Raw genomic sequence first — 24,048 nt, forward strand, 5'->3', positions numbered from 1 at the left:
AAAGTGTCGCAGGTGAGCTAAAGAGTCGTAAAGAAAGCTGCGATAAGATCGACAACGATATGGCTAAACAAGCGTAATAAAGAGTAGACACGGTTATGAAAAGTGTAAATTCACAAGATTTCGGACGAGTCGCCGTTTTGTATGGCGGCCAGTCGGCTGAGCGTGAAGTCTCTCTGAACAGTGGTAAAGCAATTTATGATGCTTTGATTCGTCAGGGCGTTGATGCGTTTTTGATTGATGTTGACAAAAATATCGTAGAGCGGCTGCTGAAAGAAACTGTTGACCGTGTATTTATCGCATTACACGGGCCTGGTGGCGAGGATGGACGTATCCAGGCGTTGTTGGAGTTCATGGGATTGCCCTATACCGGCAGTGGTGTACAGGCTTCTTCCCTGGCCATGGATAAATGGCGAACCAAACAGATATTTACCGCCGCTGGCATCTCGACTCCGGAGTATCGGAAATTGGATGCCGGGAATCTTGATCGTGTTGTCGCAGAGATCGGTGAGTCACTTATGGTGAAACCCGCACACGAGGGTTCCAGTATTGGTATGTCAAAGGTGGCGAGTCGTGCAGAGCTGGATAGTGCGTATCAGGAAGCTGCAAAATTCGACAGCAGTGTCTTCGCTGAGCAAGTCATTGAAGGTGCGGAATATACTGTGGCTGTTTTGAATGGTGAAGCTTTACCTGCTATTCGTCTGGAAACAGATCATCAGTTCTATGACTACAACGCCAAATACATCGCCAATGACACCCGCTATTTGTGCCCCTGTGGTTTGTCAGATGTGGATGAGAAACGTCTGGCCAAGTTGTCTGTCGAGGCTTTTGAATCTCTGGGGTGCAGCGGTTGGGGACGTGTCGACTTTATGGCAGATAAAGATGGCAATTTTTACACGCTTGAGGTGAATACTGTACCGGGCATGACGGATCATAGCCTTGTGCCGATGGCAGCCAAGGCCAAAGGTTTAACGTTTGATGATCTTGTGATCACCATTTTAAAGCAAACCCAGATAGCGAGCTGATTACCGGATGGCCATAGTACGCAGCCAGAGCAATGTTCGTGAAGGTAGACAAACTGCCCAGCGAAACACTGCCGGAAAAAACCGGGCTGTGGGCGTACGTGGCGCAAGTCGTACTGGTAATAAAGCCGGTGGTGCTGCAGGAAAAAAAATACTTCGCTGGCTTGGTGTTTTAAGTGTTTTATCTATAGCGGCCTTGGGTTTCTATGGTGTAGGGCACTGGGTTTTAGGTCAGTTGGATCGCCCTGTGACCAGTGTGAAAATAAACGGTGAGTTCTCCCGTGTTTCGCAAAAAGTTGTAGCGGAGTCGGTGTATGACTCTATGGCAGACAGTTTTATGAGACTGGATTTGAAAGAAATTCAGTTTCGTCTGGAAGAAAAACCCTGGATTGATCATGTTCGAGTGGCTCGCCGCTGGCCTGATCAGCTGGAAGTGACCGTTATTGAGCACAAGCCTATTGCCCGTTGGGGCGAAAGTGATGCTTTGAATCATCGGGGAGAGGTGATCCGTCTAAGCAATCAGGAGACGGATAAACAATTACTGAAGGGGTTGCCTCAGCTCAGCGGTGAGGAAGGTATGGAGCAGGAGATGATGGCTCAGTATCAGACATTGAATAAAATGCTGGCCGAACATGGGATGTTGGTAAAACAGCTGGCCTGTAGTGCCGCAAAAAGCTGGACGATTACATTAAGTGATGGTGTTGTGGTCCGTATTGGTCGGGATGACATGATTGCGAAAATGGGGCGATTTTTGACCGTTTATAAATCTCAGCTGCAGACACGTTGGGCGGAGCTGAGCAGTGTAGATCTCAGGTACTACAACGGTGTTGCTGTTCAGTGGCGTGAGCCAGCAAGTGCATAAGCGGATTGAAGAAATGATAAAGCTGGAATTTATAACGAAGCATATGCTACACGGAAGCAGTTGCAGAAAAGATAACGACAACAGGGCAGTTCAGCCTAAAAGTGAGGTTGTGTAATGGCAGCGGCAAATGAAAGTCGAATGGTTGTTGGCTTGGATATCGGCACTTCCAAAGTGGTTGCCATTGTTGGAGAACTGTCTACAGATGGTGAACTGGAGATTATTGGAATTGGTTCGCATCGATCTTCCGGCCTCAAGAAGGGGGTAGTCGTTAACATTGAGTCGACTGTGCAATCCATTCAGAGAGCAATCGAAGAAGCAGAGTTAATGGCAGGTTGCCAGATTCACTCTGTGTATGCGGGTATCGCCGGTAGCCATATTCGCAGTCTGAATTCTCACGGTATTGTGGCGATCAAGGACCGTGAGGTGTTCAGTCAGGATTTGGATCGGGTTATCGATGCAGCTCAGGCTGTGGCTATTCCTGCGGATCAGAAGATTTTGCACATCCTGCCTCAGGAATACCTGATCGATGAACAGGAGGGCGTAAAAGAGCCATTGGGTATGTCCGGTGTTCGTCTGGAAGCAAAAGTTCATCTGGTCACCTGTGCAGTTAATGCCGCCCAAAATATTGAAAAGTGTATCCGTCGTTGCGGACTGGAAGTTGAAGACATCATTCTGGAACAACTGGCATCGAGCTACTCCGTTCTGACCGAAGATGAAAAAGAGTTGGGCGTATGTATGGTTGATATCGGTGGTGGTACCACTGATATTGCGATCTTTACCGAGGGAGCCATCCGTCATACCGGTGTGATTCCTATTGCGGGTGATCAGGTTACCAATGACATTGCCATGGCGTTACGTACTCCTACGCCTCATGCAGAAGAAATTAAAATCAAATATGCCTGTGCTTTGGCCAAGTTGACCGGGCCTGACGAGACCATCAAGGTGCCCAGTGTCGGTGACCGTGAACCAAGAGATTTGTCCCGACAAGCTTTGGCAGAGGTGGTCGAACCACGTTATGACGAGCTGTTTACTCTGGTACAGGCGGAGTTGCGTCGCAGCGGATTTGAAGACCTGGTGGCTGCCGGCATCGTGTTGACTGGCGGAACATCAAAAATGGAAGGTGTTATTGAACTGGCTGAAGAAATTTTCCACATGCCGGTACGCCTTGGAACACCACAGAACGTAAGGGGGTTGAGCGATATTGTTAATAATCCAATTTATTCAACCGGCGTTGGCCTTTTGCAGTATGCGAAGCGCCAACAAAATGAAGGTCGTGTCGCGCAGTATCCGGTAAAAACCGATAGCGGCAATAACTGGTGGGAGAAAGTGAAAACCTGGTTTCAGGGAAACTTTTAACAGTGATGTTAAACCATTTGTATCAGTAGACTTTTAGCAACAAAACTTAATCAAGTGTTAGTGAAATCAATTTAGTTTGTCAGGGAAAAGGGGAAAAACCATGTCAAAGTTCGAACTAGTCGATAGCGTACCTTCTAATGCAGTCATTAAAGTAGTTGGTGTCGGTGGTGGTGGTGGTAACGCTGTCAAACACATGATCTCCAATGACGTAGAAGGTGTAGAATTTATTTGTGCCAACACCGATGCACAGGCTCTGAAAGACGTTGAAGCACGCACTGTGCTGCAGCTTGGTAATGCGATTACCAAAGGCCTGGGCGCGGGTGCAAACCCGGAGGTTGGTCGTGAAGCAGCGATGGAGGATCGTGAGCGCATTGCAGAAGTTCTGGAAGGTGCTGATATGGTCTTTATTACTGCCGGTATGGGTGGTGGTACTGGTACCGGCGGTGCACCAGTTGTTGCCGAAGTGGCAAAAGAGCTGGGGATTCTGACCGTTGCTGTAGTGACCAAACCATTTCCTTTCGAAGGTAAAAAACGTCTGGCAATTGCCGAGGCCGGTATTCGTGAGCTGCAGGAACGTGTTGACTCATTGATTACAATTCCTAATGAAAAACTCCTGGCAGTACTGGGGAAAACCACCACATTGCTGGATGCCTTCAAGGCGGCAAATGATGTGCTGCTGGGTGCGGTTCAGGGTATTGCCGATCTGATTATGCGCCCTGGTATGATTAACGTTGACTTTGCTGACGTACGCACTGTTATGTCTGAAATGGGTATGGCCATGATGGGTACCGGTATCGCTCAGGGTGAGAACCGTGCCCGTGAAGCTGCCGAAGCTGCTATCCGCAGTCCTTTGCTGGAAGATATTAACCTGCAGGGTGCGCGCGGTATTCTGGTTAACATTACTGCCGGTCTGGATCTGTCTCTGGGCGAGTTCTCTGAAGTTGGTGATACCGTTGAAGAGTTCGCATCAGAAGGTGCCACAGTTGTTGTCGGTACAGTAATTGATCCGGAAATGAGTGATGAGCTGCGAGTGACGGTTGTCGCAACCGGTTTGGGTGAGCCTGTGGCAGCGGTAAAACCAGAGCCTACCAAAGTAGTTGTAGACAATACCCGTCGCAGTGGCGGACAGCCAGATTACGCGGCACTGGATCGTCCTACTGTAATGCGTAATCAACCCACACAGCGCGGATCAGCAGTGCAAAAGCCAATGGAAGAAAAGGATATGGAATATCTGGATATTCCTGCATTCCTTCGTCGCCAGGCAGACTAGGAGTCTGCCTGGGCAGTGAACTGTTTATATAGGTCAAGTTGTGTATAGACAGTGAACTCTGTTGTGGCAGGCAGGGTCTCTACTGGAAATGGTTCGATTTTGAGACTTAAGGCTTTTGGTATCCGAAAGGCTCAATCAATAGATACCAAGCAGCATCGGTGAACAGTGAATGTACGACTGCTGTAACCGGGTTTGAGTACGGCCTTGCGATTGTTGTATCGCGTTTGTGTCCGTTGAGGCACTAACGCACAGTTCGTAAGCCGTTATAGGGCCAGGTTGCCAGTAGAGTAGCCTTTGTTGAGTGTTTGAAAATTGGTCTGCAATATTGCCAAAGTTAATAATGAATCATGAGAAGTCATTTATTGGTAATGAGCAGCTTGTTAATAGATTTAAATGAGTTCAGGCAGTTTGCGCTTTTGCACCCGTCGGTTTGGGTCTTTTCGCGGACGCTGTGCCCCCTCACAGAGCAAGGAAGCGAGTCTGAGCCCAGTTAAAAAGTTATAAGTTGTTGGTTTATAGGTACTAACTTTGGTAATATTGTTCGATTAACTGCTCCATACTTTGGTAATACACATCAATGATTAGACAGCGTACGCTTAAAAATGCTATTCGAGCCACCGGTGTAGGCCTTCATACAGGTGAGAAAATCTACCTGACATTACTGCCTGCCCCAGTAGATACCGGAATTGTATTTCGCCGTGTGGATTTGGACCCTGTGGTCGAAATTCAGGCTAAAGCTGAAAATGTGGGTGACACGACCCTGTCCACAACCCTGGTGAAAGGTGATGTGCGGGTTTCCACTGTTGAGCATCTGCTATCAGCGATTGCCGGTATGGGTATTGATAACGCCATCGTTGAGGTGAGTGCTGCAGAAGTTCCGATTATGGATGGCAGCGCCGGTCCGTTTGTTTTCCTGATTCAGTCAGCTGGTATCGAGGAGCAGGCGGCAGCGAAGAAGTTTATTCGTATCAAGCGTCCGGTGGTTGTGGAAGATGGCGATAAAGTAGCCAGTTTCCTGCCATTTGATGGTTTTAAGGTTTCTTTTTCCATCGATTTTGATCACCCTGTGTTCAAAGGGCGTACACTCGATGCGTCAGTCGATTTCTCAAGTACTTCTTTTGTGAAAGAGGTCAGTCGTGCCCGTACCTTCGGGTTTATGCACGAAATCGAATATTTGCGTTCAAAAGGGCTGGCCAAGGGCGGTAGTGTGGATAACGCTATTGTTGTGGATGAGTACCGAATTCTGAACGAAGATGGCTTGCGCTACGAAGACGAGTTCGTAAAACACAAGATTCTGGACGCCATCGGTGATTTGTACCTCTTGGGTAATAGCCTGATTGGCGAATTTAAGGCCCATAAGTCTGGTCACGCCTTGAATAACAAGTCGTTACGTCAGTTGATCGCTCAGGAAGACGCTTGGGAAGTGGTGACTTTTGAAGACGAAAGTAAGGCACCTATTTCCTACGTTAAGCCAGTGTTGGCGGTCTGATCAGGCCAGCTTGCTCTGGATTTGGTCCATGCGGCCAAAAGAGAATTCCCAAGGCGGTATTTGTTAAGCTCTCTGGAGTCCTTTGTCGGGCTCCAGAGTCATTCTTGTCCCTCTTGCCCCCGCCTTTTTCCTGAATGCCCCTGTTTCTGGGTGTCTACCCCCATTTTTGATTCCAATAAGTATTGGTAATTCCTTATTTTATATGCCATATTGGCCGGCACGCTATCTTGTAGTTTGCCGGTTTTATGCTACCTGAAGGTTCAGTTTCGCCGGTATTGGCCGCTAACCTTACAACGATTGTCTTGGCTAAAGACGATCGTGATCTCGGTAAAGGTAGTGGGCTAACTTAGGTGGCCTGGAATGGATGCCAAAACAACAATAAGGACCTTATATCTTTAGGGCGCCAGTGTGCGTATTTGCTTATTTGATTTGAAATAAGCCATTGTCTGAATTTTTTGACAAAGCGGGACCCAGCACAGTGAAAATCATTGTCGTCAGCAAACATCATGGTCGAACACGAAGCTTTACCCTGGGTGGGTGGACTCGTGCGCTTTTGTCCGTGTGTTTATTGGGTATTCCCGTTGGACTGGGTGTTTGGGTCAATCAAGAACTCAATCACAGTGAAGGCGCTGACCTGTTTACCGGCGATTCTGCCCGAGCCTGGAGCGAAGCCCTTGCTAACCAGGAAGACGAAATAAAAGAGACCCGACAGCACGCTCAGGAGCAGTTGTCTGCATTGACGTTGCGAATGGCGGAGCTGCAGGCGCGATTGCTGCGGTTGGATGCTCTGGGTGAACGGTTGACCAATATCGCCAAGTTGGATCAGGGTGAATTTGATTTCAGTCAGCCTCCGGCCCTCGGTGGGCCGGAAAGTGCGGCTCTGGGCGAGGCATTTGAGCCGCCTGAATTCATTCAGGTAATTGATCAGCTGACCGATCAAATTGCCAACCGCGAACAACAGCTGGATACTCTCGAAGCCCTGTTGGCCAAGCGCAAAATCCAGCGGGATGTCTTTATTGCAGGGCGACCGATCAAGAAAGGGTGGATGTCATCCCGCTATGGTCGCCGAACTGATCCCTTTAGCGGGCATATCGCCTGGCACAATGGTTTGGATTTCGCCGGCAAACAAGGCTCGGACGTGATTTCTGTGGCTGCAGGCGTTGTGACCTGGGCCAGTGAGCGCCATGGGTATGGCAAGTTGGTCGAGATCAATCACGGCAATGGCTACACTACGCGTTATGGCCATAGTGCTGACATCCTGGTGAATGTGGGTGATGTGGTCAAAAAAGGCCAGGTTGTTGCTTTGATGGGCTCTACCGGGCGTTCCACCGGTCCTCATGTTCACTTTGAAGTTTACAAGCATGGTCGCGCTGTCGATCCTGCTGCCTATATTCATCGAACAATCCGCTAATTCCTATCTTTTGCTTGCTTCCGCAAGCACCTTTCGGTTTACTTGTGCCTTTTGCGCGCAGAGCGCCTTTGGCGCATACATCAACATTTCTGTGTTTGAATTTGACTGCCAGATTAACCCGGCAGGTTTTGTAACTTAGCAAAGACAGTTTCACTGACTTTGGTGAAGTGGTTAGGCGAAAGCCTGGACTTTGAGCGTAAGTGTTTGACGCAGCTCCACTTTTTTAATTACTCCTATTCAGACGTCAGCGACGTGCAGCAAACAGTTTAAAAAATTCGGTATTACTCATGATTGGTAAATTGGTCAAATCTGTGTTCGGGTCAAAAAATGATCGCGAACTCAAGCGTATGGGAAAGTTAGTCAAGCGAATTAATGAGCTTGAACCTGAGCTGGAAGCTCTCTCTGATACTCAGCTGAAACTGAAATCCACAGAGTTTAAAGAGCGCTTTCAAAAAGGTGAGACCCTGGACAGTTTGTTGCCGGAAGCCTTTGCCGCCGCTCGTGAAGCGAGTCGCAGAGCTTTGGGTATGCGACATTTTGATGTTCAGCTGATCGGCGGCATCACCCTGCATGAAGGGCGTATCGCTGAAATGCGTACTGGTGAGGGTAAGACGTTGATGTCGACTCTCGCGGCATACCTGAATGCCTTGTCTGGCAAGGGCGTACACATTGTAACGGTGAACGATTATCTGGCCAGTCGCGATGCCGAGTGGATGCGCCCTCTGTATGAGGCACTGGGGCTCAAGGTGGGCGTTATCCAGTCGATGCAGGACCCGGTGCTCAAACACGAAGCCTATCAGGCGGACATCACCTACGGAACCAACAACGAATTCGGTTTCGATTACCTGCGGGATAATATGGCGTTGCGTCTGGAAGACAAGATGCAGCGTCCGCTGAACTTTGCGATCGTCGATGAGGTGGACTCGATCCTGATCGATGAGGCGCGTACACCGCTTATTATCTCTGGTGCCGCTGAAGACAGTTCTCGGATGTATCAGCAGATGAATCTGCTGATTCCCAAACTGAGCAAACAGCTAAGTGACGGCGAGGAGATTACCCTGCCTGGTGATTACATCCTGGACGAAAAAAGTCGCACGGTTGAACTCACCGAAGCGGGTCATCAAAAAGTTGAAGATATGCTGATTGAAGTTGGTCTGCTGCAACCGGAAGACAGCCTCTATTCAGCCATGAATCTAAACCTGCTGCACCATGTCCACGCAGCATTAAAAGCACACGTTCTGTTTCAGCGGGATGTTGATTACATCATTCAGGACAATCAGGTGGTCTTGGTTGATGAGCATACGGGTCGTACCATGCCGGGGCGCCGTCTGTCCGAAGGCTTGCATCAGGCAATTGAAGCCAAAGAAGGGGTATCGATTCAGAATGAGAGTCAGACTCTGGCTTCAACAACATTCCAGAACTACTTCCGCCTGTTTCCAAAACTTTCCGGCATGACCGGTACCGCTGATACCGAAGCGTTTGAGTTCCGCCAGACCTACGGCCTGGATGTGGTGGTGATTCCCACCAACAAGCCTATTGCCCGGAAGGATTACAACGATCTGGTGTACCTGACGACGGAAGAGAAGTTTCAGGCGATTGCTGAAGCGGTTAAAGAGTTGCAAGAGGAAGGCAAGCCGGTTCTGGTTGGTACTGCCTCCGTTGAGGCATCTGAAGAGATGTCTTCTCGTTTGAAAAAGGCGGGTATCAAGCATCAGGTACTGAACGCCAAATTCCACGAAAAAGAAGCATCCATTATTGCTCAGGCCGGTCGTCCGGGAGCGGTAACGATTGCAACGAATATGGCAGGTCGTGGTACGGATATCGTGCTCGGGGGTAATTTCGACGCTGAAGTGGCGGAAATGGATAACCCAAGCGAAGAGCAGATTGAAAAAGCCCGCGAAGCCTGGAAAAAGCGTAATGCAGAAGTCTTGGAGGCGGGCGGACTGCATATCATCGGTACCGAGCGTCATGAATCACGCCGTATCGATAATCAGTTGCGCGGTCGCGCCGGGCGTCAGGGTGATCCGGGTATGTCCCGTTTCTATCTGTCGATGGAAGATAACCTGATGCGTATCTTCGCGTCCGATCGCGTGCGTGGCTTCATGCAGGCGCTGGGCATGGAAAACGGTGAGGCCATTGAGCATCGCATGGTGACCAATGCGATTGAAAAGGCCCAGCGCAAGGTTGAAGGTCGCAACTTTGATATTCGTAAGCAATTGCTGGAATACGATGATGTGGCCAATGACCAGCGCCAGGTGGTCTATCAGCAACGTAACGAACTGCTTGAATCTGATGATATAGCCGAGGCGATCACAGCCATCCGCTACGATGTGGTTGTGGATACCGTTGCAGGATTTATCCCGCCACAAAGTCTGGAAGAGCAGTGGGATATTCCTGGGTTGGAACAGCATCTGGAGTCCGACTTCGGTTTGCGTTTGCCAATCGGGCAGTGGCTGGAAGAAGACAAAAAACTTCACGAAGAGAGTCTGAGGGACAGAATTCTCGAAGAGCTGCAGAAAGCCTACGATGAGAAGTGTGAGCGCTTTGGGCCGGTTATGCGGGAAGTTGAGCGTCAAATCATGCTCAATGTGCTGGACATGCTCTGGAAAGAGCATCTGGCCAACATGGATCACCTGCGTCAGGGCATTGGCTTGCGGGCTTTCGCTCAGAAAAACCCGAAACAGGAATACAAGCGCGAGTCTTTCGAGCTGTTCCAGCAAATGCTGGATAACCTGAAGACCGAGGTTATCCGCATGCTCGCGAGAGTAGAGCCGGTAACCGAGGAAGAAATGACTCTGATGGAAGAGCAGCGTCGTCAAGCCATGGAGCTGGAGCAAAAACGTATGCAATTAGAGCATGCGCAAGCTTCGGGATTGGCGGCAGCACCAGAAGCTGACGCCATGGCAGAGGCTGGCCAAGAGGGTGTTCCCGAGGCGAAACCTTTTGTCCGGGAAAATGCTAAAATCGGACGCAACGATGCCTGCCCCTGTGGGTCGGGTAAAAAATTCAAACAATGTCATGGCCGGTTGGGCTGATTTTCGCTCAGGGCAGACACATTTATTCGAATGACAGGCTTCGCAAATCGGTTGTCTTTTATCGATTGACAGCCTCTCAGCGATTGAACAGGTAACGAATATGGCAGTGGGTCATTACCCTTTTCCTCAAATGGTTGCAGTTCCCGGTGTGCAATGGGGGACGGCAAGTGCAGGTATTAAAACGCCGGGGCGAATTGATCTGGTGGTTATGGGGCTGGCAGAAGGCAGTCGTGTTGCTGGAGTCTTCACCAAGAATGCTTTTTGTGCAGCTCCGGTGACTGTATCGAAAGAACATCTCGCCGCCGGAAATATTCGTTATCTGATTACCAACTCAGGTAATGCGAATGCCTGTACCGGTGCAGAGGGGATGTCCGATGCGCGTCTGACTTGTAACAAGCTGGCAGAAGCGGCTGGTGTTAAAGGTCAGCAGGTGTTGCCGTTCTCAACCGGGGTTATTGGTGAGCGTCTGCCAATGGCCAGATTGCTGGCGGCTTTGCCCCAGGCTCTGAATAATCTTGCCGATGATGGCTGGGCTGAGGCTGCCAAGGGTATTATGACCACGGATACCCGACCGAAAGGCGCGACAGTCCAGTTTGAGTTCGAAGGTGAAACCATTATTGTCAGCGGAATTGCCAAAGGCTCTGGCATGATCAAGCCCAACATGGCAACCATGCTGGCGTATGTTGCGACCAATGCCAAAGTGAGCCAGCCTCTGCTGGATCAGTTGGCGAAAAAGGCTTCTGATCAGTCGTTTAACCGAATTACGGTGGATGGTGACACCTCGACAAACGATTCGTGCATGTTGATCGCTACCGGGCAAACCAGTCTGCCGGAAGTCGACAACACCCAAGGTGAGCTATTCGCCAAGCTGTATAACGCGGTAGTCTCCGTTCATATTCAATTGGCGCAAAGCATCATCAGTGATGGTGAGGGTGCGACCAAATTCGTCACTGTCCAAGTGGAAGGCGCAACCACCAAGCCGGAAGCCCTGCAGGTGGCCTACGCTGTGGCTCAGTCCCCGCTGGTTAAGACCGCTCTGTTTGCCTCTGACCCGAACTGGGGCCGTATTGTGGCAGCTATTGGTTATGCCGGTGTAGAAGACCTGAAAGCTGAAGCCGTCAAGGTGTGGCTCGGTGATGTACTGATTGTCGAAAATGGCGGCCGGGCAATTACCTATACCGAAGAGCAAGGCCAGGTGGTCATGGATCGTGAAGAGATTATGATCCGTATCGATTTGGGCCGCGGCAGTTCCAAGGAGCGTGTCTGGACTACCGATCTCTCCAACGATTACATCAAGATCAATGCGGAGTACCGCAGCTAGTCCCTGACTCATTGACGTATGACCAAAGTTGTCCATGTAGCCGCTGGCGTGATTCGCAATAGCAGTGGTCAAATCCTTATTGCCAAACGCCCCGATGATACGGATCAGGGTGGTTTGTGGGAGTTTCCCGGTGGGAAGCTTGAGCCGGGGGAGTCGGTACAATCCGCTCTGATACGTGAGTTACAGGAAGAGCTGGGGATAAATTCCACAGAGCTTTCCCCGCTGATTCAAATTCGCCACGATTACCCTGATAAGTCGGTCCTGCTGGATGTGTGGAATGTCACAGCCTTTGACGGTGAAGCGCATGGCCGCGAAGGTCAGCCGGTAAAGTGGGTTGAAGCAAGTGCGCTTTCTAAGTACCAGTTTCCGGCCGCTAACGTCCCCATCGTGACCGCAGCCCAATTGCCGCCACGACTATTGATTACTCGGGACACACAGGATTTGGATGAGTGTCTGAAAGGCGTAACTGCAGCTATTGAGCAGGGGATTACCTTGATCCAGTTGCGGCAGAAACAGTGGACGCCGGATCAGTGGTATGAATATTTACCTGCGATTAAAACGCTCTGCCAGCAAGCTGGCGCTCAGCTTGTTTTGAATACACCGCCTGCAAATCTGGCGTCCGCTGCCGATGGTTTGCATCTCACCAGTGATGACTTACACCGCAGCGATTCCTTCACTCGCTCTCAGGATCAATGGTTGAGTGCAGCGTGTCACAGTCCCGCAGACATACGGCAGGCTGAGGTCTTGGGTGTGGACTTTATTACCCTCTCTCCGGTGCAGCCAACCCAAACTCATCCAGACACCTCGGAATTAGGCTGGGACACGTTTGAAGCTTGGGTAAAAGACGCCAAACTGCCGGTGTATGCTCTGGGCGGACTCGGTGATCAGGAGGTTGAGGCCAGTATTCAGCGAGGCGGGCAGGGAGTGGCTGCCATCAGTGCCTGGTGGCCAGAGTAGGAGTGATTCGCTCAGTATTCATAAAAGCTTGGTGTTACTGCTGGGGATCCTCAAGATCCTGTGACAACACGTCATCGTAAATGGAGTTCCCTTTGATTTTGTGGCTCTCACTGGCCCATTCGCCAAGATCAATCAGTTTGCAGCGCTCGCTGCAAAAAGGCCGAAAAGGGTACTTCTCAGAATATTCAATCTCGGTCTGACAGGTAGGGCATTTCAGTTTGGTAACCATGACGCTTTCTGTATCCAATCTTGGCGGTTTTCAGGAATCCTGTGATGACATTTCCAGATACTTCTGATGCAGAGTATCTACTTGCTGATGCAGTTGTTCAAGGCTGCCGTCGTTCACAATCACATCATCCGCACTGTCCAGACGCTGCTGGCGGCTAGCCTGGGCTGCCATAATCGCCTTTACCTGATCTGGTGAGTTGTTGTCGCGGTTTACTGTGCGTTCCAATTGCAGTTCTTCAGGTACGTCGACCACCAAAACCCGCTGTGTCAGTTGATTCTGACCGCTTTCTACCAATAAGGGCGACACTAACAGAGCATAAGGTGATGTGGCGTTGCGTAAACCACTGAGGATCTCTTCCCGAATCAGCGGGTGTGTCAAAGCTTCCAGCCATTTCCGCTCGGCGGGATCCTTGAAGACCGCAGTGCGCAATTTGGCGCGGTCCAGAGTGCCGTCGGTTTGCAATATGTCGGAACCAAAGTGCTCGGCAATTTTGGCCAGTGCAGGGCGTCCCGGTTCCACAATAACCCGTGACGCTACATCGGCATCCACAACCACAATACCCAGCTCGGCAAAGCGATCAGAGACGGCCGTTTTGCCGCTGCCAATGCCCCCGGTGACTCCCACTACAAACGTCATTCTTTTTCTAACTCTTTATTGGGGCTCAAGTTACTGAAACCCGGCAATCTGAAAATAAGTCTGGGTAATCAGATCACCCCACAGAAAGGCAATCCATCCGGCAATGGCCAGGTAGGGGCCAAAGGGAATGGGGACATTTTTGTCGCGTCCCATAATCAGTATGCCAGCTATACCAATCACTGCGCCCACCAAAGATGACAGGATGATCACCAGCGGCAGAGCTTGCCAGCCCATCCAGGCGCCCAGAGCGGCCAGCAGCTTAAAGTCGCCGTAGCCCATGCCTTCCTTACCGGTCAGCAGCTTAAAGAGCCAAAAAACACTCCACAGCACCATGTAACCAGCAATAGCTCCATAAACCGCTGAATTCAGATCCGTAAACAGGCCCTGACTGTTAATCAAAATACCCAGCCACAGCAAGGGCAGGGTAATACTATCCGGAAGTAATTGATGGTCAACATCAATCATGGTGAGCGCTATCAATGCCCAGGTCAGCAGCAAGGCTGCCAGTGCCTGCTCAGTAAAGCCGAATTGGAAGGCGATAAAGCCACTAAGCACCCCGGTAACCAGCTCAATGGTTGGGTAGCGAATGCTGATGGGCTCAGAGCACTGGCTGCATCTTCCTTTCAGCAGCAAATAACTGATGATCGGTACATTGTGCCAGGGCTTGATCGGAGTTTTGCATTTGGGGCAGTGGGAGTCGGGCTTAAGCAGATTGTAGGTCGCTGGCTGCTTGTCTGACGCAGGATTTTCAATTTCCAGCAAGTCACAGCATTCCCGCTGCCAGGTGTTCTGCATCATCTTCGGAACGCGGTGAATCACCACATTCAAAAAGCTGCCGACCATCAGACCAAAAATAACGGTGAGTGTAATAAAAAGGCCGGCGTATTCGCCGGCCAGAGTTTCAGGTTGCATAATAAGATCTGTCCGTATTTATACGACTTGTCCGATCTGGAAGATAGGCAGGTACATGGCAATCATCAGGCCGCCGACCAGAACGCCCAATACCGACATAATCATGGGTTCGAGAAGTGAGGTCAGGCTGTCTACCAGGTTGTCCACCATCTCTTCATAGTAGCTAGCGACTTTGTCGAGCATTTCATCAAGCGCACCTGACTCTTCACCAATGGCTGTCATTTGTAACAGCATCGAGGGGAATATGCCTGATTTTCTTAGGGATGTGTTCAGGGGAACACCTGTGGCAACTTCATCGCGCACGCTCAGCACAGCTTTTTCATAGACAGAGTTACCTGTAGCGCCAGCAACAGATTCCAAGGCATCGATAAGCGGAACACCCGCTGCAAAAGTTGTAGCCAAGGTACGTGAAAAGCGGGCAATGATAGAGTTGTAAACAATGTCACCGAATACCGGTAACTTTAGAGTGAGCTTGTCGATGGAGTCAGAGAAGGGTTTGCTGCGTCGCCTCGCTTCAACAAAAGCATAGAAAGCTAATGCTCCTGCAACAAGAATAATAAACCACCACTCCTGTACGAGTTCTGATAAATGAAGTACAAATAAAGTAAATGCTGGTAGATCGGCGCCAAAGCTGCTGAATGTTTCCGCAAATTGGGGAACTACTTTGACTAATAGAATGCCAGTAACAATTACAGCGACGACAATTACGGCAATAGGGTAGGTCAGAGCTTTTTTGATTTTAGCTTTAATCGCCTCAGTTTTTTCTTTGTAAGTGGCAATCCGGTCAAGCATGGTTTCAAGTGCACCCGACTGCTCGCCAGATTCTACGAGGTTGCAAAACAGGTCATCAAAGTACTTGGGGTGTTTCTCCAGAGCGGACGCGAAGCTTGTGCCGGAGGCCACTTCCTCTCTAATGGACATAATCAGGTCTCGGAGAGTGGGGTTGTCTACCCCTTCCGCAACAATCTCGAAGCTCTGCACCAGTGGCACACCGGCTTTCATCATTGTGGCCATCTGGCGGGTGAAGACGGCAATGTCTTGCGGTTTGATAGCTTTTCCGCCCCCAAATAAGGGCTTAGGCTTTTTACGCACAGTTCGGGCATTAATACCCTGTTTAACGAGTTGGGCCTTGACGAGCGACGAGCTGGCTCCAGTAACTTCCCCTTCGACCTTTGCTCCTTTTTTGTCTACACCCTTGTAGATGAATACGCTATTGGTTGCGGTTGCCATATTGCTTAATCCTTGGTCACACGGTTGGCTTCTTCAAGGCTGGTAAGGCCCTGCGCGGCCTTACGCAAGGCTGAAATCCGTAAGTTATTAAAGCCAGCTTCTCGGGCGGCATCAGCAATCTGAATAGCATTGCCGCCTTCCATTATAATGCGGGATATTGTGTCAGTGATGCGAACTACTTCATAGACCCCAACGCGACCTTTATAACCTTTTGAGCACTTTGGGCAACCCACGGGATGGAATAACTGGAACTCTTCTCGAGGGATACCTATGTTGTCGAAGCCTTCTTGGGACAGAATTTCATCAGGAATGTCCGTTGCCGGCTTTTTACAGGCGGGGCAGAGTCTGCGAGCCAGCCGCTGGGCAATAATCAGGCTGACGGTTGTGGCTACGTTAAAGGCCGGTACACCCATGTTCAGTAAGCGGGTCAGGGTTTCCGGTGCGCTGTTGGTGTGAAGGGTGGACAGCACGAGGTGGCCGGTTTGAGCTGCCTTGATGCCAATTTCAGCGGTTTCCAGATCCCGAATCTCCCCCACCATGACAATATCCGGGTCTTGACGAAGGAATGAACGCAAGGCTTCGGCGAAGGTCAGGCCCACTTTGTTGTTCACATTGACCTGGTTAATGCCTTCCAGATTAATTTCTACGGGGTCTTCCGCGGTTGAGATGTTGCGTTCGCTGGTGTTAAGAATGTTCAACCCCGTATAGAGTGAAACGGTCTTGCCTGAACCCGTCGGGCCGGTCACCAGGATCATGCCCTGCGGCTGCTCCAACGCTTCCATAAACAGTTTTTTCTGGTCGTCTTCATAGCCAAGAGCATCAATACCCAGCTTGGCACTGCTGGGGTCAAGGATTCGCAAGACAATTTTTTCACCAAACAGTGTCGGCAGGGTGTTAACCCGAAAGTCGATCGCTCGATTCTTGGTGATTTTCAACTTGATACGACCATCTTGTGGGATGCGTCGTTCAGAAATGTCCATCTGCGACATCACTTTAAGTCTTGCAGCCAGTCGAGTTGCCAGGGCAGTGGGAGGCTTGGCCATTTCTTCCAGAATGCCGTCGGTGCGAAACCTTACCCGGTAAGACTTTTCATAAGGTTCAAAATGGATATCTGAAGCGCCTATTTTAATGGCATCCAAAAGTACCTTGTTGATGAATTTTACAATAGGAGCTTCATCAACTTCGGATGAGTCATGCTCTTTGCCTCCAGCTTCATCGACAGCTTCGACATCCAGCCCGTCCAGAGCCTCATCGTCAAGCCCTCCCAGAGTGTCACCGATGGACTCTTCCTGCTGGTTTAAAAAGGCTTCCAGTGCTGCTTCGAGTTTATTGGCTTCTACCAATACGGCGTCAGTATTCAGGCCTGTATTGAATTTGACTTCATCCAGAGCGTGCAGGTTTGTGGGGTCGGCCAAGGCAAGAAATAACCGGTTGCCCCGCTTAAACAAGGGAAGGGTCTGATGTTTGCTCAATAGTTTAAGGTCGACCAGACCGCCGGGAAGAATGCTTGTGTTGATGCAGTCCAGATCGAAAATAGGGGTCCCGAACTCATCCGAAGCTGCGTTGGCTATGATGCTGGGTGAAACGTCGTGACCTTTAATAAGTTCAAGCACGAAGGAAGTCTTCTGACTGCGAGATGTTTTTTGTGCCTCGTGGGCAGTTTCTTCATCAATAGTGCCATCAGCGACTAAGCGTCGGGCAAGGCCGCTTAAAGCCATTACCGGTGTGTTCATGCCATATCCATGTCGTAATAAATGGTAAGGTGTATCTTAGCAACCTGTTGCATTGCATATGTTGATTTAAAATCGAGAGAAAACACCTAACCGATTGTTAAGCTGTTAGTTTTCCTAAATCTAACACTATTTATCGGTGAATTGTAATCCTTGGACTATATTTGCCGGTGCGAGATCAACAGTATGACAAAAATTGTCACATAGTGATTTTAGGTGGCAGGCTTGACTGGGTTGGATGCTTAAAATGTATCTACAGGCTTGATATTTTGGTGGTGTTTGAATTTGGCACGTAGTTTGCTTTGAGTCTGTTTGCGAAAACAGTTTTTTGCAGAACCAACAAGACTATTTAGGAGAATGAGACTAATGAAACAGGTGCAAAAAGGTTTTACCTTGATTGAATTGATGATCGTTGTGGCGATTATCGGTATTTTGGCTGCGGTGGCTCTGCCTGCTTATCAGGATTACACCATTCGTGCAAAAATGTCTGAAGTAATTGGTTTGGCCGCAGCGGCTAAAACTTCAGTTTCTGAGTACTATGTTACTATGGGCTTTATGCCTACGGGTGCAGGTACCGCAGGTGTCAACGAAAACGCTGCTCAAAGTACCTACGTTTCGCAAATTGCTTATAATGACCAAGCTACCAATGTTGGCCGTATTACTTATACTATTGCTAACCTGTCTCCTGCTACGGGTAACTTGGCTTTCCAAGGGACTGGCTCTGCGAATGGCGTTCAGTGGGATTGTACTTCTACTTCAGGTACTACAGTTCTTCCGAAGTATTTGCCGGCCAACTGCCGTTAATTACTTTTATTTTTAAAAGCCTCCCATGGGGAGGCTTTTTTTTGTCTATTTGATTCAGGCTGAGATAAACAGTTAATAAGTGTATCTGAGTATTAAAAATGATGACTGTATTCTTGGTCGGAGGGGGAGGTGTCGCATGCAGTGTGGTTTGAAATTTGATACTCCTTTCTATGAGTGGTGTTTGTTAGGTGGGTTATTGCTTGTAACGTTTATTACTGGGGTGGTATATCTTGGTGGCTTGCCGGGTGCGTTCATGCTGGATGATTTTCATTCTCTTGGGGGAATTGCGCTTTATGGGGGGGTGGAAGACTTTCAGGGGGTTTTGAGGTATTTATTTGGTAATGATGGCTTGCAGTGGTCTCGCTCTTTTGCCTATCTCTCCTTTTTAGTGGATGACCAGTATTGGCCTTCTTTTCCTGGGCAATACAAACTGACGAATATTGCTATACATCTTATTACTGGACTGTTTATATTTTTATTTTTACGTGCGCTTTTAGGTTTGTTGTTAGTACGTAAGAAAGCTGTGTTTTTGGCTGTTTTATCAGCTAGCTTGTGGTTGTTGCACCCGTTACATGTTTCTACCACTTTATATGTTGTGCAACGCATGACCCAGTTGGCAACGTTGTTTGTTGTTCTTGCAATGACATTTCATGTATATGCGTTGAAGGCGAAAACTTATAGAGGCTTTGTTGTTTATATTCTCTTGGCTGTCATTAGTGGATTGTTGGGAGTTTTGAGTAAAGAGAGTGCGCTAACTGGAGTATGGCTGATGGCCTTAATCTGTGCATTTTTCTTCAAGAGAGAAGACTTCAGCCTACGGCTACAAAATGTTTATAGCTTAATGCTTATTGGGGCAGCCGTTAGCCTGTTTGTTTTATTTGTTCTTGATGCTGTGGGATCCAGTTTTGATTTCAGGGTGTTTGATCAATGGGAGCGCTTGGCTATCCAGGGAATGGTTTTGGCCAAATATTTGCAATACTGGGTCTGGCCATGGGGAGCAGATATGGGGCTTTTCCATGATGATATCGAGCAGTTGTTGGTTGTTAATGGGGTGGGCTGGCAAGTTTCTTGGTGGTTACTGCATTTGTTTTTATTGTGTATGGCTGGGGCGATTAGAAAATCGGCGCCGGTGGTTTCATTTGGTATATGCTTTTTTTATTTGTCGCACATCATTGAATCGACAATATGGCCGTTAGAGTTGATGTTTGAGCATCGTAATTATCTGCCTGTCGTTGGTTTGGCGCTCATATTTGGAACTGCGTTATTAAAGCTCAATGAGTTCGTAAAGTCCAAGGGGCTTCCGGTGCTCGGGGGAGGGATAATCTTTTTATATGTGGGATTGCTTTTAATTCCACTTATACACCGGGTATCGATCTGGTCTGATTATAGAGTTGCTGCATTCAAGTGGGCATATGAACATCCGTTATCTGTTAGAGCTCAGTTGTCCGTAGCTACAATTTTATCTTCTGCGGGAATGGTTCCAATGGCGGTAGATAAGTTGCATGAAGTGTATGAGCAGATGCCTCGGCTATCAATTCGATTGCAGCAGCTAAATTTACAGTGTACGGAAAATGTGTCACAAGAACATAGTGTTAAGCTAACGCGTGAAGAAGTTTATCGGAGTCCGTTTGATTCAGGGCTTGTCTTTCACCTTAATGAGGCGCGTAAGAGAGGTCAGCTCACGTGTGTAGAAAATTATTTCGACGGGTTTGATATTCCTTGGCTGTTCGACACGATATTAAATAAGCCTGACCTTTTGGCGAGTTCCAGATTTCATGCGTCATTTTTAGATATGGTAGGGCATTATTATGTTGAGAATTATAACTTTACTGATGCTGTAATTGTTTGGGAGAAAATGTACGAGGTGCAACCTACCATTGATACCGCCTTACGGTTAGCTGATTTATATGTTCAGGGGGGTAATTTTGAACAGGCACAGATATATATTGATGTGGCAAAAGTTATGGATGGAAATAGATGGTACAAGGATGATCGCAGAAGGAAACAGATTGGTAAGCTGCAGTTTTCAGTTGACTATTTAAAGCAACAGAAACAGCTTTTAGTGCAATGATCGATAGAATTTATGTGGTTAAATTATGCCGAAGAGTCTAACAATAGTTATCCCAGCTAAAAATGAAGCGGATGGCTTATCCAAACTACTTCCATCTCTAGTTGTTATGTTTCCTGATGCGCAGATTGTGGTCGTGAATGATGGTTCGACTGATAATACTGAAAAGGTAGCACTAAGTCATAAGGTTGAAGTTGTTAATTCCCCATATTCTATGGGAAATGGGGCTGCTATAAAACGGGGTGCTCGTGCGGCGCGAGGCAGTACTATTGTTTTTATGGATGGGGATGGCCAGCATGATCCGGAAGATATTCCTAAGCTTTTGAATGAGTTGAAAAAAGGCTTCGATATGGTTGTTGGAGCTCGACAGGCAGGCTCTCAGGCCAGCTTTGGTCGGGGTGTGGCCAATGGGTTTTATAATAAATTGGCCAGTTTGATGGCTGGGCATCGTATAGATGATCTGACATCGGGGTTTCGAGCAGTACGCACTGATAAATTTCGTGAATTCCTGTATTTACTTCCAAATGGTTTTTCGTATCCAACGACTTCAACGATGGCTTTTTTTCGAGCGGGTTACGGTGTGAGTTACGTGCCTATTCATGCTGCGGAGCGGATTGGAAAAAGTCATATAAAGCCTCTTAAGGATGGAGTCCGGTTTTTGATGATTATCTTTAAAATTGGGACGCTATACTCACCGCTTAAATTGTTCGTACCGTTTGCGGCAACTATGTTTTTTATGGCTAGTGCATGGTATGGGTATACCTACAGCTCTACGGGTAAATTCACGAATATGAGTGCGTTGTTGTATACGGGCAGTGTTATGGTGTTTTTGATGGGGCTGATTTCTGAGCAAATAACTGCGTTAATGTATAAGGATCGTGAGTAATCAGAGAGTAACGTTTATGGAAAAAGAATAAGTATTTAGATGAAATCTGACCTAAAAAAAATATGGAGTGTATTGACTCCACTCGAGCGCCGTAAGTCGTTAGTGATGATTATTTTGATTATCCTGATGGCGTTGATGGAAACTGTTGGAGTGGTGTCGATTATGCCGTTCCTTTCTGTGCTGGCTAGACCTGACTTTATTCATGAGAATTCGGTTTTAGAGTGGCTGTTCAATCGCTTTGCTTTTTCTGATGATGCCGAATTTATCGTTGTTCTGGGTGTGGTTTCTATTGTGTTGGTTGTGGGGTCTTCGGCTTTTAAGAGCATCACTCTACATTTGGTAAATCGTTTTACTTATTTATTACGTCATAGTATCAGTACTAGGCTACTTTCTAGTTACCTGTGCCAGCCCTATGAGTTTTTTCTGAAATATAACCCTAATGAGCTGAGTAGTAATGTGTTGTCAGAGGTTGATCAGCTGCAAAATGGCCTGATCAAACCTCTATCTCAATTAATTGCACAAGGGGCAGTAGCATTGGCTATTATGATGTTATTGCTAATATATAACCCGTGGATTGCTATTAGCGCAGCGGTGGTAATCGGTTTGTTGTATGGCATGATTTATGTTTTAGTGCGCAAGCGTTTAAGTCGTACAGGCCATACTAGGCAAGTTGCGAATAATGAGCGCTTTAAGGCATGTGGTGAAGTCTTAGGGGGTATTAAAAATGTAAAAGTTACTCATTCAGCTGAAGTTTACCAAAAACAGTTTCAATATCCGTCTTGGGAATATTCGCGCCATCAGGCCAACGCAGAAACTTTAAGCCAATCGCCATTATATATGGTGGAAACGGTTGGTTATACAGGACTCATTATCCTGGCTCTGATTCTGATAAGTCAAACTAATGACATAGCTGTAGTATTACCTACACTTGGCCTGTATGGATTTGCTGCTTATCGGCTGCTGCCCTCAGCACAAATCATGTATCGTGGGTTTGCCCAACTTAAGTTTTCATCTTCGGCACTGACCGAAATATATGAGCATTTGACCCTGCCACCGAGCGAACAGAGGCCAGCTAAAACCTTGTTGGTGCCAAAAAAAGAAATCCGCCTGAAAAACATAAAGTTTGCTTACCCTTCTGTCTCAGATAAACCTGTGCTGGAAAACTTTGATTTGGTTGTTTCGGCGAATACCACTGTTGGTATTGTTGGAAAAAGTGGTTCGGGAAAGAGTACAGTTATGGATCTTTTATTAGGCTTGCTTGAGCCGCAAGAGGGGATGCTTAGTGTAGATGGGATAGTAATCACGGGAGATAATCTTAGCGATTGGCAGGCGGCAATTGGTTATGTACCGCAACATATTTATTTGGCGGACACTAGTATCGCAGAGAATATCGCTTTTGGATTATCTTTAGAGGAAGTAGATATGGAGGCTGTCCAGCAGGCTGCCCGAATTGCGCAAATACATGATTTTATTGTTGATGAGCTGCCAGCAGGTTACAAAACCACTGTAGGGGATAGAGGGATACGGTTATCTGGAGGGCAAAAGCAGCGTATTGGTATTGCTCGTGCTCTTTATCACGATCCGCCTGTATTGTTCTTTGATGAAGCAACGAGCGCCCTGGATATCACAACAGAAGAGATCTTGAATGAGGCAATTGATGAGCTTTCTGGCAGTAAGACTATCGTGGTGATTGCTCATCGAGAGGCATCTCTGCGTCGGTGTCAACAGCATATACGGTTGGGTAAGGACTAAGGCATTGGGTTGTAAGATCGTTTCCTTAGGTAAGTATCTTTTAGGTGGACACATATACCTATTGTCATTAGAGAATGACTATGTTTAGCAATAGTACTATTTTGGTTACCGGTGGCACTGGTTCATTTGGCAATACCTTTATTCCCATGACCCTTGCTAAATATAACCCCAAGAAAATTATCGTCTTCTCACGTGATGAGATGAAGCAATGGGATATGGCCAAGAAATTTAAGGATGATAAACGCATACGATTCTTTATTGGGGATGTGCGAGACAAAGACCGGCTCTACCGTGCCTTGGATGGCGTAGATTATGTGGTGCATGCTGCAGCAACTAAAATTGTACCAACTGCCGAATACAATCCTTTCGAGTGCGTTAAAACTAATATTAACGGCGCCATGAATCTCATTGATGCATGTATTGATAAGGGTGTTAAGGGAGTTGTTGCTCTTTCCACTGATAAAGCTAGCAGTCCAATTAATTTGTATGGTGCGACAAAGTTGGCTTCTGACAAACTGTTTGTGGCTGGCAATTCATACTCTGGTGAACACGGTACTCGCTTTTCCGTCGTACGTTATGGAAATGTTATGGGGTCTCGCGGCTCAGTTATTCCCTTTTTTCTGTCACAAAAAAACAAGGGAGTGTTACCCATCACTGATGAGCGGATGACTCGTTTCATGATCTCATTGGAGGAGGGGGTTGAGTTGGTTTGGCATGCCTTTGAGGATATGGAAGGTGGTGAAGTTTACGTAAAAAAAATTCCGTCGATGAAAATAACTGATTTGGCTCGCGTTGTTGCTCCTGAGGCCATTCAGGAAGTGGTGGGCATTCGTCCAGGTGAAAAGCTACATGAGCAGATGATCAGTGCCGAAGATGCTTACTATACTTACGAATATCCAGATCACTTCAAAATTCTACCGACCATCAATAATTGGTCAATCTGCCCTACACGTATCAAAGATGGGAAGAAAGTGCCGGAAGGTTTCGTCTATGCCAGTGACACCAACAGTGACTGGATGAGTAACGCCGAATTGCAGGCTTGGATTGATGCGAACAGGGAAAAAATCGGGAGTATCTGAGC

Annotated in this window: 19 protein-coding genes; 14 read left to right on the plus strand and 5 right to left on the minus strand. The window is 47.9% G+C overall.

The features are described 5' to 3' along the window. Positions 1–95 precede the first annotated feature (95 nt). The 9 genes from KOI40_RS14385 (at position 96) to KOI40_RS14425 (ending at position 12,720) form a co-directional block, all read left to right on the plus strand. Positions 96–1,022 (plus strand): D-alanine--D-alanine ligase, encoded by a 927-nt coding sequence (locus KOI40_RS14385; RefSeq protein WP_216098223.1) that lies wholly within the window; start codon positions 96–98, stop codon positions 1,020–1,022. 7 nt (positions 1,023–1,029) lie between these two features. Continuing rightward, entirely contained in the window at positions 1,030–1,881 is an 852-nt protein-coding gene (locus tag KOI40_RS14390) for a cell division protein FtsQ/DivIB (protein ID WP_216098224.1), read from the plus strand. Between the two features lie 114 nt (positions 1,882–1,995). Next, positions 1,996–3,237, plus strand: a complete 1,242-nt coding sequence (ftsA, locus tag KOI40_RS14395; protein WP_216098225.1) for a cell division protein FtsA — start codon at positions 1,996–1,998, stop codon at positions 3,235–3,237. A gap of 100 nt (positions 3,238–3,337) precedes the next feature. Further along, positions 3,338–4,507 (plus strand): cell division protein FtsZ, encoded by a 1,170-nt coding sequence (gene ftsZ / locus KOI40_RS14400; protein WP_216098226.1) that lies wholly within the window; start codon positions 3,338–3,340, stop codon positions 4,505–4,507. Between the two features lie 577 nt (positions 4,508–5,084). Next, positions 5,085–5,996 carry a UDP-3-O-acyl-N-acetylglucosamine deacetylase gene (lpxC, locus tag KOI40_RS14405; RefSeq protein WP_216098227.1) on the plus strand — a complete coding sequence of 304 codons (912 nt, stop codon included), beginning with the start codon at positions 5,085–5,087 and terminating at the stop codon, positions 5,994–5,996. A 478-nt stretch (positions 5,997–6,474) separates the two neighbouring features. After that, positions 6,475–7,407, plus strand: coding sequence for a M23 family metallopeptidase (locus KOI40_RS14410; protein WP_216098228.1), 933 nt, complete (start codon positions 6,475–6,477; stop codon positions 7,405–7,407). A gap of 287 nt (positions 7,408–7,694) precedes the next feature. Next, the gene (gene secA / locus KOI40_RS14415) at positions 7,695–10,442 is read left to right on the plus strand and encodes a preprotein translocase subunit SecA (protein ID WP_216098229.1); all 2,748 of its coding nucleotides are present in this window, start codon (positions 7,695–7,697) and stop codon (positions 10,440–10,442) included. 100 nt (positions 10,443–10,542) lie between these two features. After that, a complete protein-coding gene (argJ, locus tag KOI40_RS14420) occupies positions 10,543–11,763 on the plus strand; it encodes a bifunctional glutamate N-acetyltransferase/amino-acid acetyltransferase ArgJ (protein WP_216098230.1) in 1,221 nt (406 codons plus the stop codon). 18 nt (positions 11,764–11,781) lie between these two features. Beyond that, positions 11,782–12,720, plus strand: a complete 939-nt coding sequence (locus KOI40_RS14425; protein WP_216098231.1) for a Nudix family hydrolase — start codon at positions 11,782–11,784, stop codon at positions 12,718–12,720. A 34-nt stretch (positions 12,721–12,754) separates the two neighbouring features. On the opposite strand, the gene yacG is transcribed toward KOI40_RS14425, so the two are convergent. The 5 genes from yacG to pilB are packed head-to-tail and all read right to left on the minus strand — an operon-like array spanning position 12,755 to position 17,460. After that, a complete protein-coding gene (gene yacG, locus KOI40_RS14430) occupies positions 12,755–12,949 on the minus strand; it encodes a DNA gyrase inhibitor YacG (protein ID WP_216098232.1) in 195 nt (64 codons plus the stop codon). Between the two features lie 30 nt (positions 12,950–12,979). Then, positions 12,980–13,585: a dephospho-CoA kinase gene (coaE, locus tag KOI40_RS14435; protein ID WP_216098233.1), complete on the minus strand. Its 606-nt coding sequence runs from the start codon at positions 13,583–13,585 to the stop codon at positions 12,980–12,982. 30 nt (positions 13,586–13,615) lie between these two features. Further along, on the minus strand, positions 13,616–14,497 hold the full coding sequence (locus KOI40_RS14440; protein ID WP_216098234.1) for a prepilin peptidase: 882 nt from the start codon (positions 14,495–14,497) through the stop codon (positions 13,616–13,618). Between the two features lie 18 nt (positions 14,498–14,515). Then, positions 14,516–15,727: a type II secretion system F family protein gene (locus KOI40_RS14445; protein ID WP_216098235.1), complete on the minus strand. Its 1,212-nt coding sequence runs from the start codon at positions 15,725–15,727 to the stop codon at positions 14,516–14,518. 5 nt (positions 15,728–15,732) lie between these two features. Further along, positions 15,733–17,460: a type IV-A pilus assembly ATPase PilB gene (pilB, locus tag KOI40_RS14450; RefSeq protein WP_216098236.1), complete on the minus strand. Its 1,728-nt coding sequence runs from the start codon at positions 17,458–17,460 to the stop codon at positions 15,733–15,735. A 363-nt stretch (positions 17,461–17,823) separates the two neighbouring features. On the opposite strand from pilB, the gene KOI40_RS14455 reads away from it, so the two are divergent. The 5 genes from KOI40_RS14455 to pseB all read left to right on the plus strand — a co-directional run bounded on the left by KOI40_RS14455 (position 17,824) and on the right by pseB (position 24,046). Next, positions 17,824–18,261: a pilin gene (locus tag KOI40_RS14455; RefSeq protein ID WP_216098237.1), complete on the plus strand. Its 438-nt coding sequence runs from the start codon at positions 17,824–17,826 to the stop codon at positions 18,259–18,261. Positions 18,262–18,409: 148 nt separating this feature from the next. Further along, positions 18,410–20,332, plus strand: coding sequence for a tetratricopeptide repeat protein (locus tag KOI40_RS14460; protein WP_216098238.1), 1,923 nt, complete (start codon positions 18,410–18,412; stop codon positions 20,330–20,332). Positions 20,333–20,357: 25 nt separating this feature from the next. Beyond that, positions 20,358–21,215, plus strand: a complete 858-nt coding sequence (locus tag KOI40_RS14465; RefSeq protein WP_216098239.1) for a glycosyltransferase family 2 protein — start codon at positions 20,358–20,360, stop codon at positions 21,213–21,215. A 39-nt stretch (positions 21,216–21,254) separates the two neighbouring features. After that, a complete protein-coding gene (locus KOI40_RS14470) occupies positions 21,255–22,967 on the plus strand; it encodes an ABC transporter ATP-binding protein (protein WP_216098240.1) in 1,713 nt (570 codons plus the stop codon). 80 nt (positions 22,968–23,047) lie between these two features. Then, positions 23,048–24,046, plus strand: coding sequence for a UDP-N-acetylglucosamine 4,6-dehydratase (inverting) (pseB, locus tag KOI40_RS14475; protein ID WP_216098241.1), 999 nt, complete (start codon positions 23,048–23,050; stop codon positions 24,044–24,046). The last annotated feature ends 2 nt before the right edge of the window (positions 24,047–24,048 follow it).

The sequence above is a fragment of the Pseudomaricurvus albidus genome, from assembly GCF_018863235.1.
Taxonomy (GTDB): Bacteria; Pseudomonadota; Gammaproteobacteria; order Pseudomonadales; family Cellvibrionaceae; genus Pseudomaricurvus; species Pseudomaricurvus albidus.

What these genes read in the sequence shown, in the direction of transcription:
- KOI40_RS14385 (WP_216098223.1), top strand. Translation starts at nt 96, where the DNA reads ATGAAAAGTGTAAATTCACAAGATTTCGGACGAGTCGCCGTTTTGTAT.
- KOI40_RS14390 (WP_216098224.1), top strand. Translation starts at nt 1,030, where the DNA reads ATGGCCATAGTACGCAGCCAGAGCAATGTTCGTGAAGGTAGACAAACT.
- ftsA (WP_216098225.1), top strand. Translation starts at nt 1,996, where the DNA reads ATGGCAGCGGCAAATGAAAGTCGAATGGTTGTTGGCTTGGATATCGGC.
- ftsZ (WP_216098226.1), top strand. Translation starts at nt 3,338, where the DNA reads ATGTCAAAGTTCGAACTAGTCGATAGCGTACCTTCTAATGCAGTCATT.
- lpxC (WP_216098227.1), top strand. Translation starts at nt 5,085, where the DNA reads ATGATTAGACAGCGTACGCTTAAAAATGCTATTCGAGCCACCGGTGTA.
- secA (WP_216098229.1), top strand. Translation starts at nt 7,695, where the DNA reads ATGATTGGTAAATTGGTCAAATCTGTGTTCGGGTCAAAAAATGATCGC.
- argJ (WP_216098230.1), top strand. Translation starts at nt 10,543, where the DNA reads ATGGCAGTGGGTCATTACCCTTTTCCTCAAATGGTTGCAGTTCCCGGT.
- KOI40_RS14425 (WP_216098231.1), top strand. Translation starts at nt 11,782, where the DNA reads ATGACCAAAGTTGTCCATGTAGCCGCTGGCGTGATTCGCAATAGCAGT.
- yacG (WP_216098232.1), bottom strand. Translation starts at nt 12,949, where the DNA reads ATGGTTACCAAACTGAAATGCCCTACCTGTCAGACCGAGATTGAATAT.
- coaE (WP_216098233.1), bottom strand. Translation starts at nt 13,585, where the DNA reads ATGACGTTTGTAGTGGGAGTCACCGGGGGCATTGGCAGCGGCAAAACG.
- KOI40_RS14440 (WP_216098234.1), bottom strand. Translation starts at nt 14,497, where the DNA reads ATGCAACCTGAAACTCTGGCCGGCGAATACGCCGGCCTTTTTATTACA.
- KOI40_RS14445 (WP_216098235.1), bottom strand. Translation starts at nt 15,727, where the DNA reads ATGGCAACCGCAACCAATAGCGTATTCATCTACAAGGGTGTAGACAAA.
- pilB (WP_216098236.1), bottom strand. Translation starts at nt 17,460, where the DNA reads ATGAACACACCGGTAATGGCTTTAAGCGGCCTTGCCCGACGCTTAGTC.
- KOI40_RS14455 (WP_216098237.1), top strand. Translation starts at nt 17,824, where the DNA reads ATGAAACAGGTGCAAAAAGGTTTTACCTTGATTGAATTGATGATCGTT.
- KOI40_RS14465 (WP_216098239.1), top strand. Translation starts at nt 20,358, where the DNA reads ATGCCGAAGAGTCTAACAATAGTTATCCCAGCTAAAAATGAAGCGGAT.
- KOI40_RS14470 (WP_216098240.1), top strand. Translation starts at nt 21,255, where the DNA reads ATGAAATCTGACCTAAAAAAAATATGGAGTGTATTGACTCCACTCGAG.
- pseB (WP_216098241.1), top strand. Translation starts at nt 23,048, where the DNA reads ATGTTTAGCAATAGTACTATTTTGGTTACCGGTGGCACTGGTTCATTT.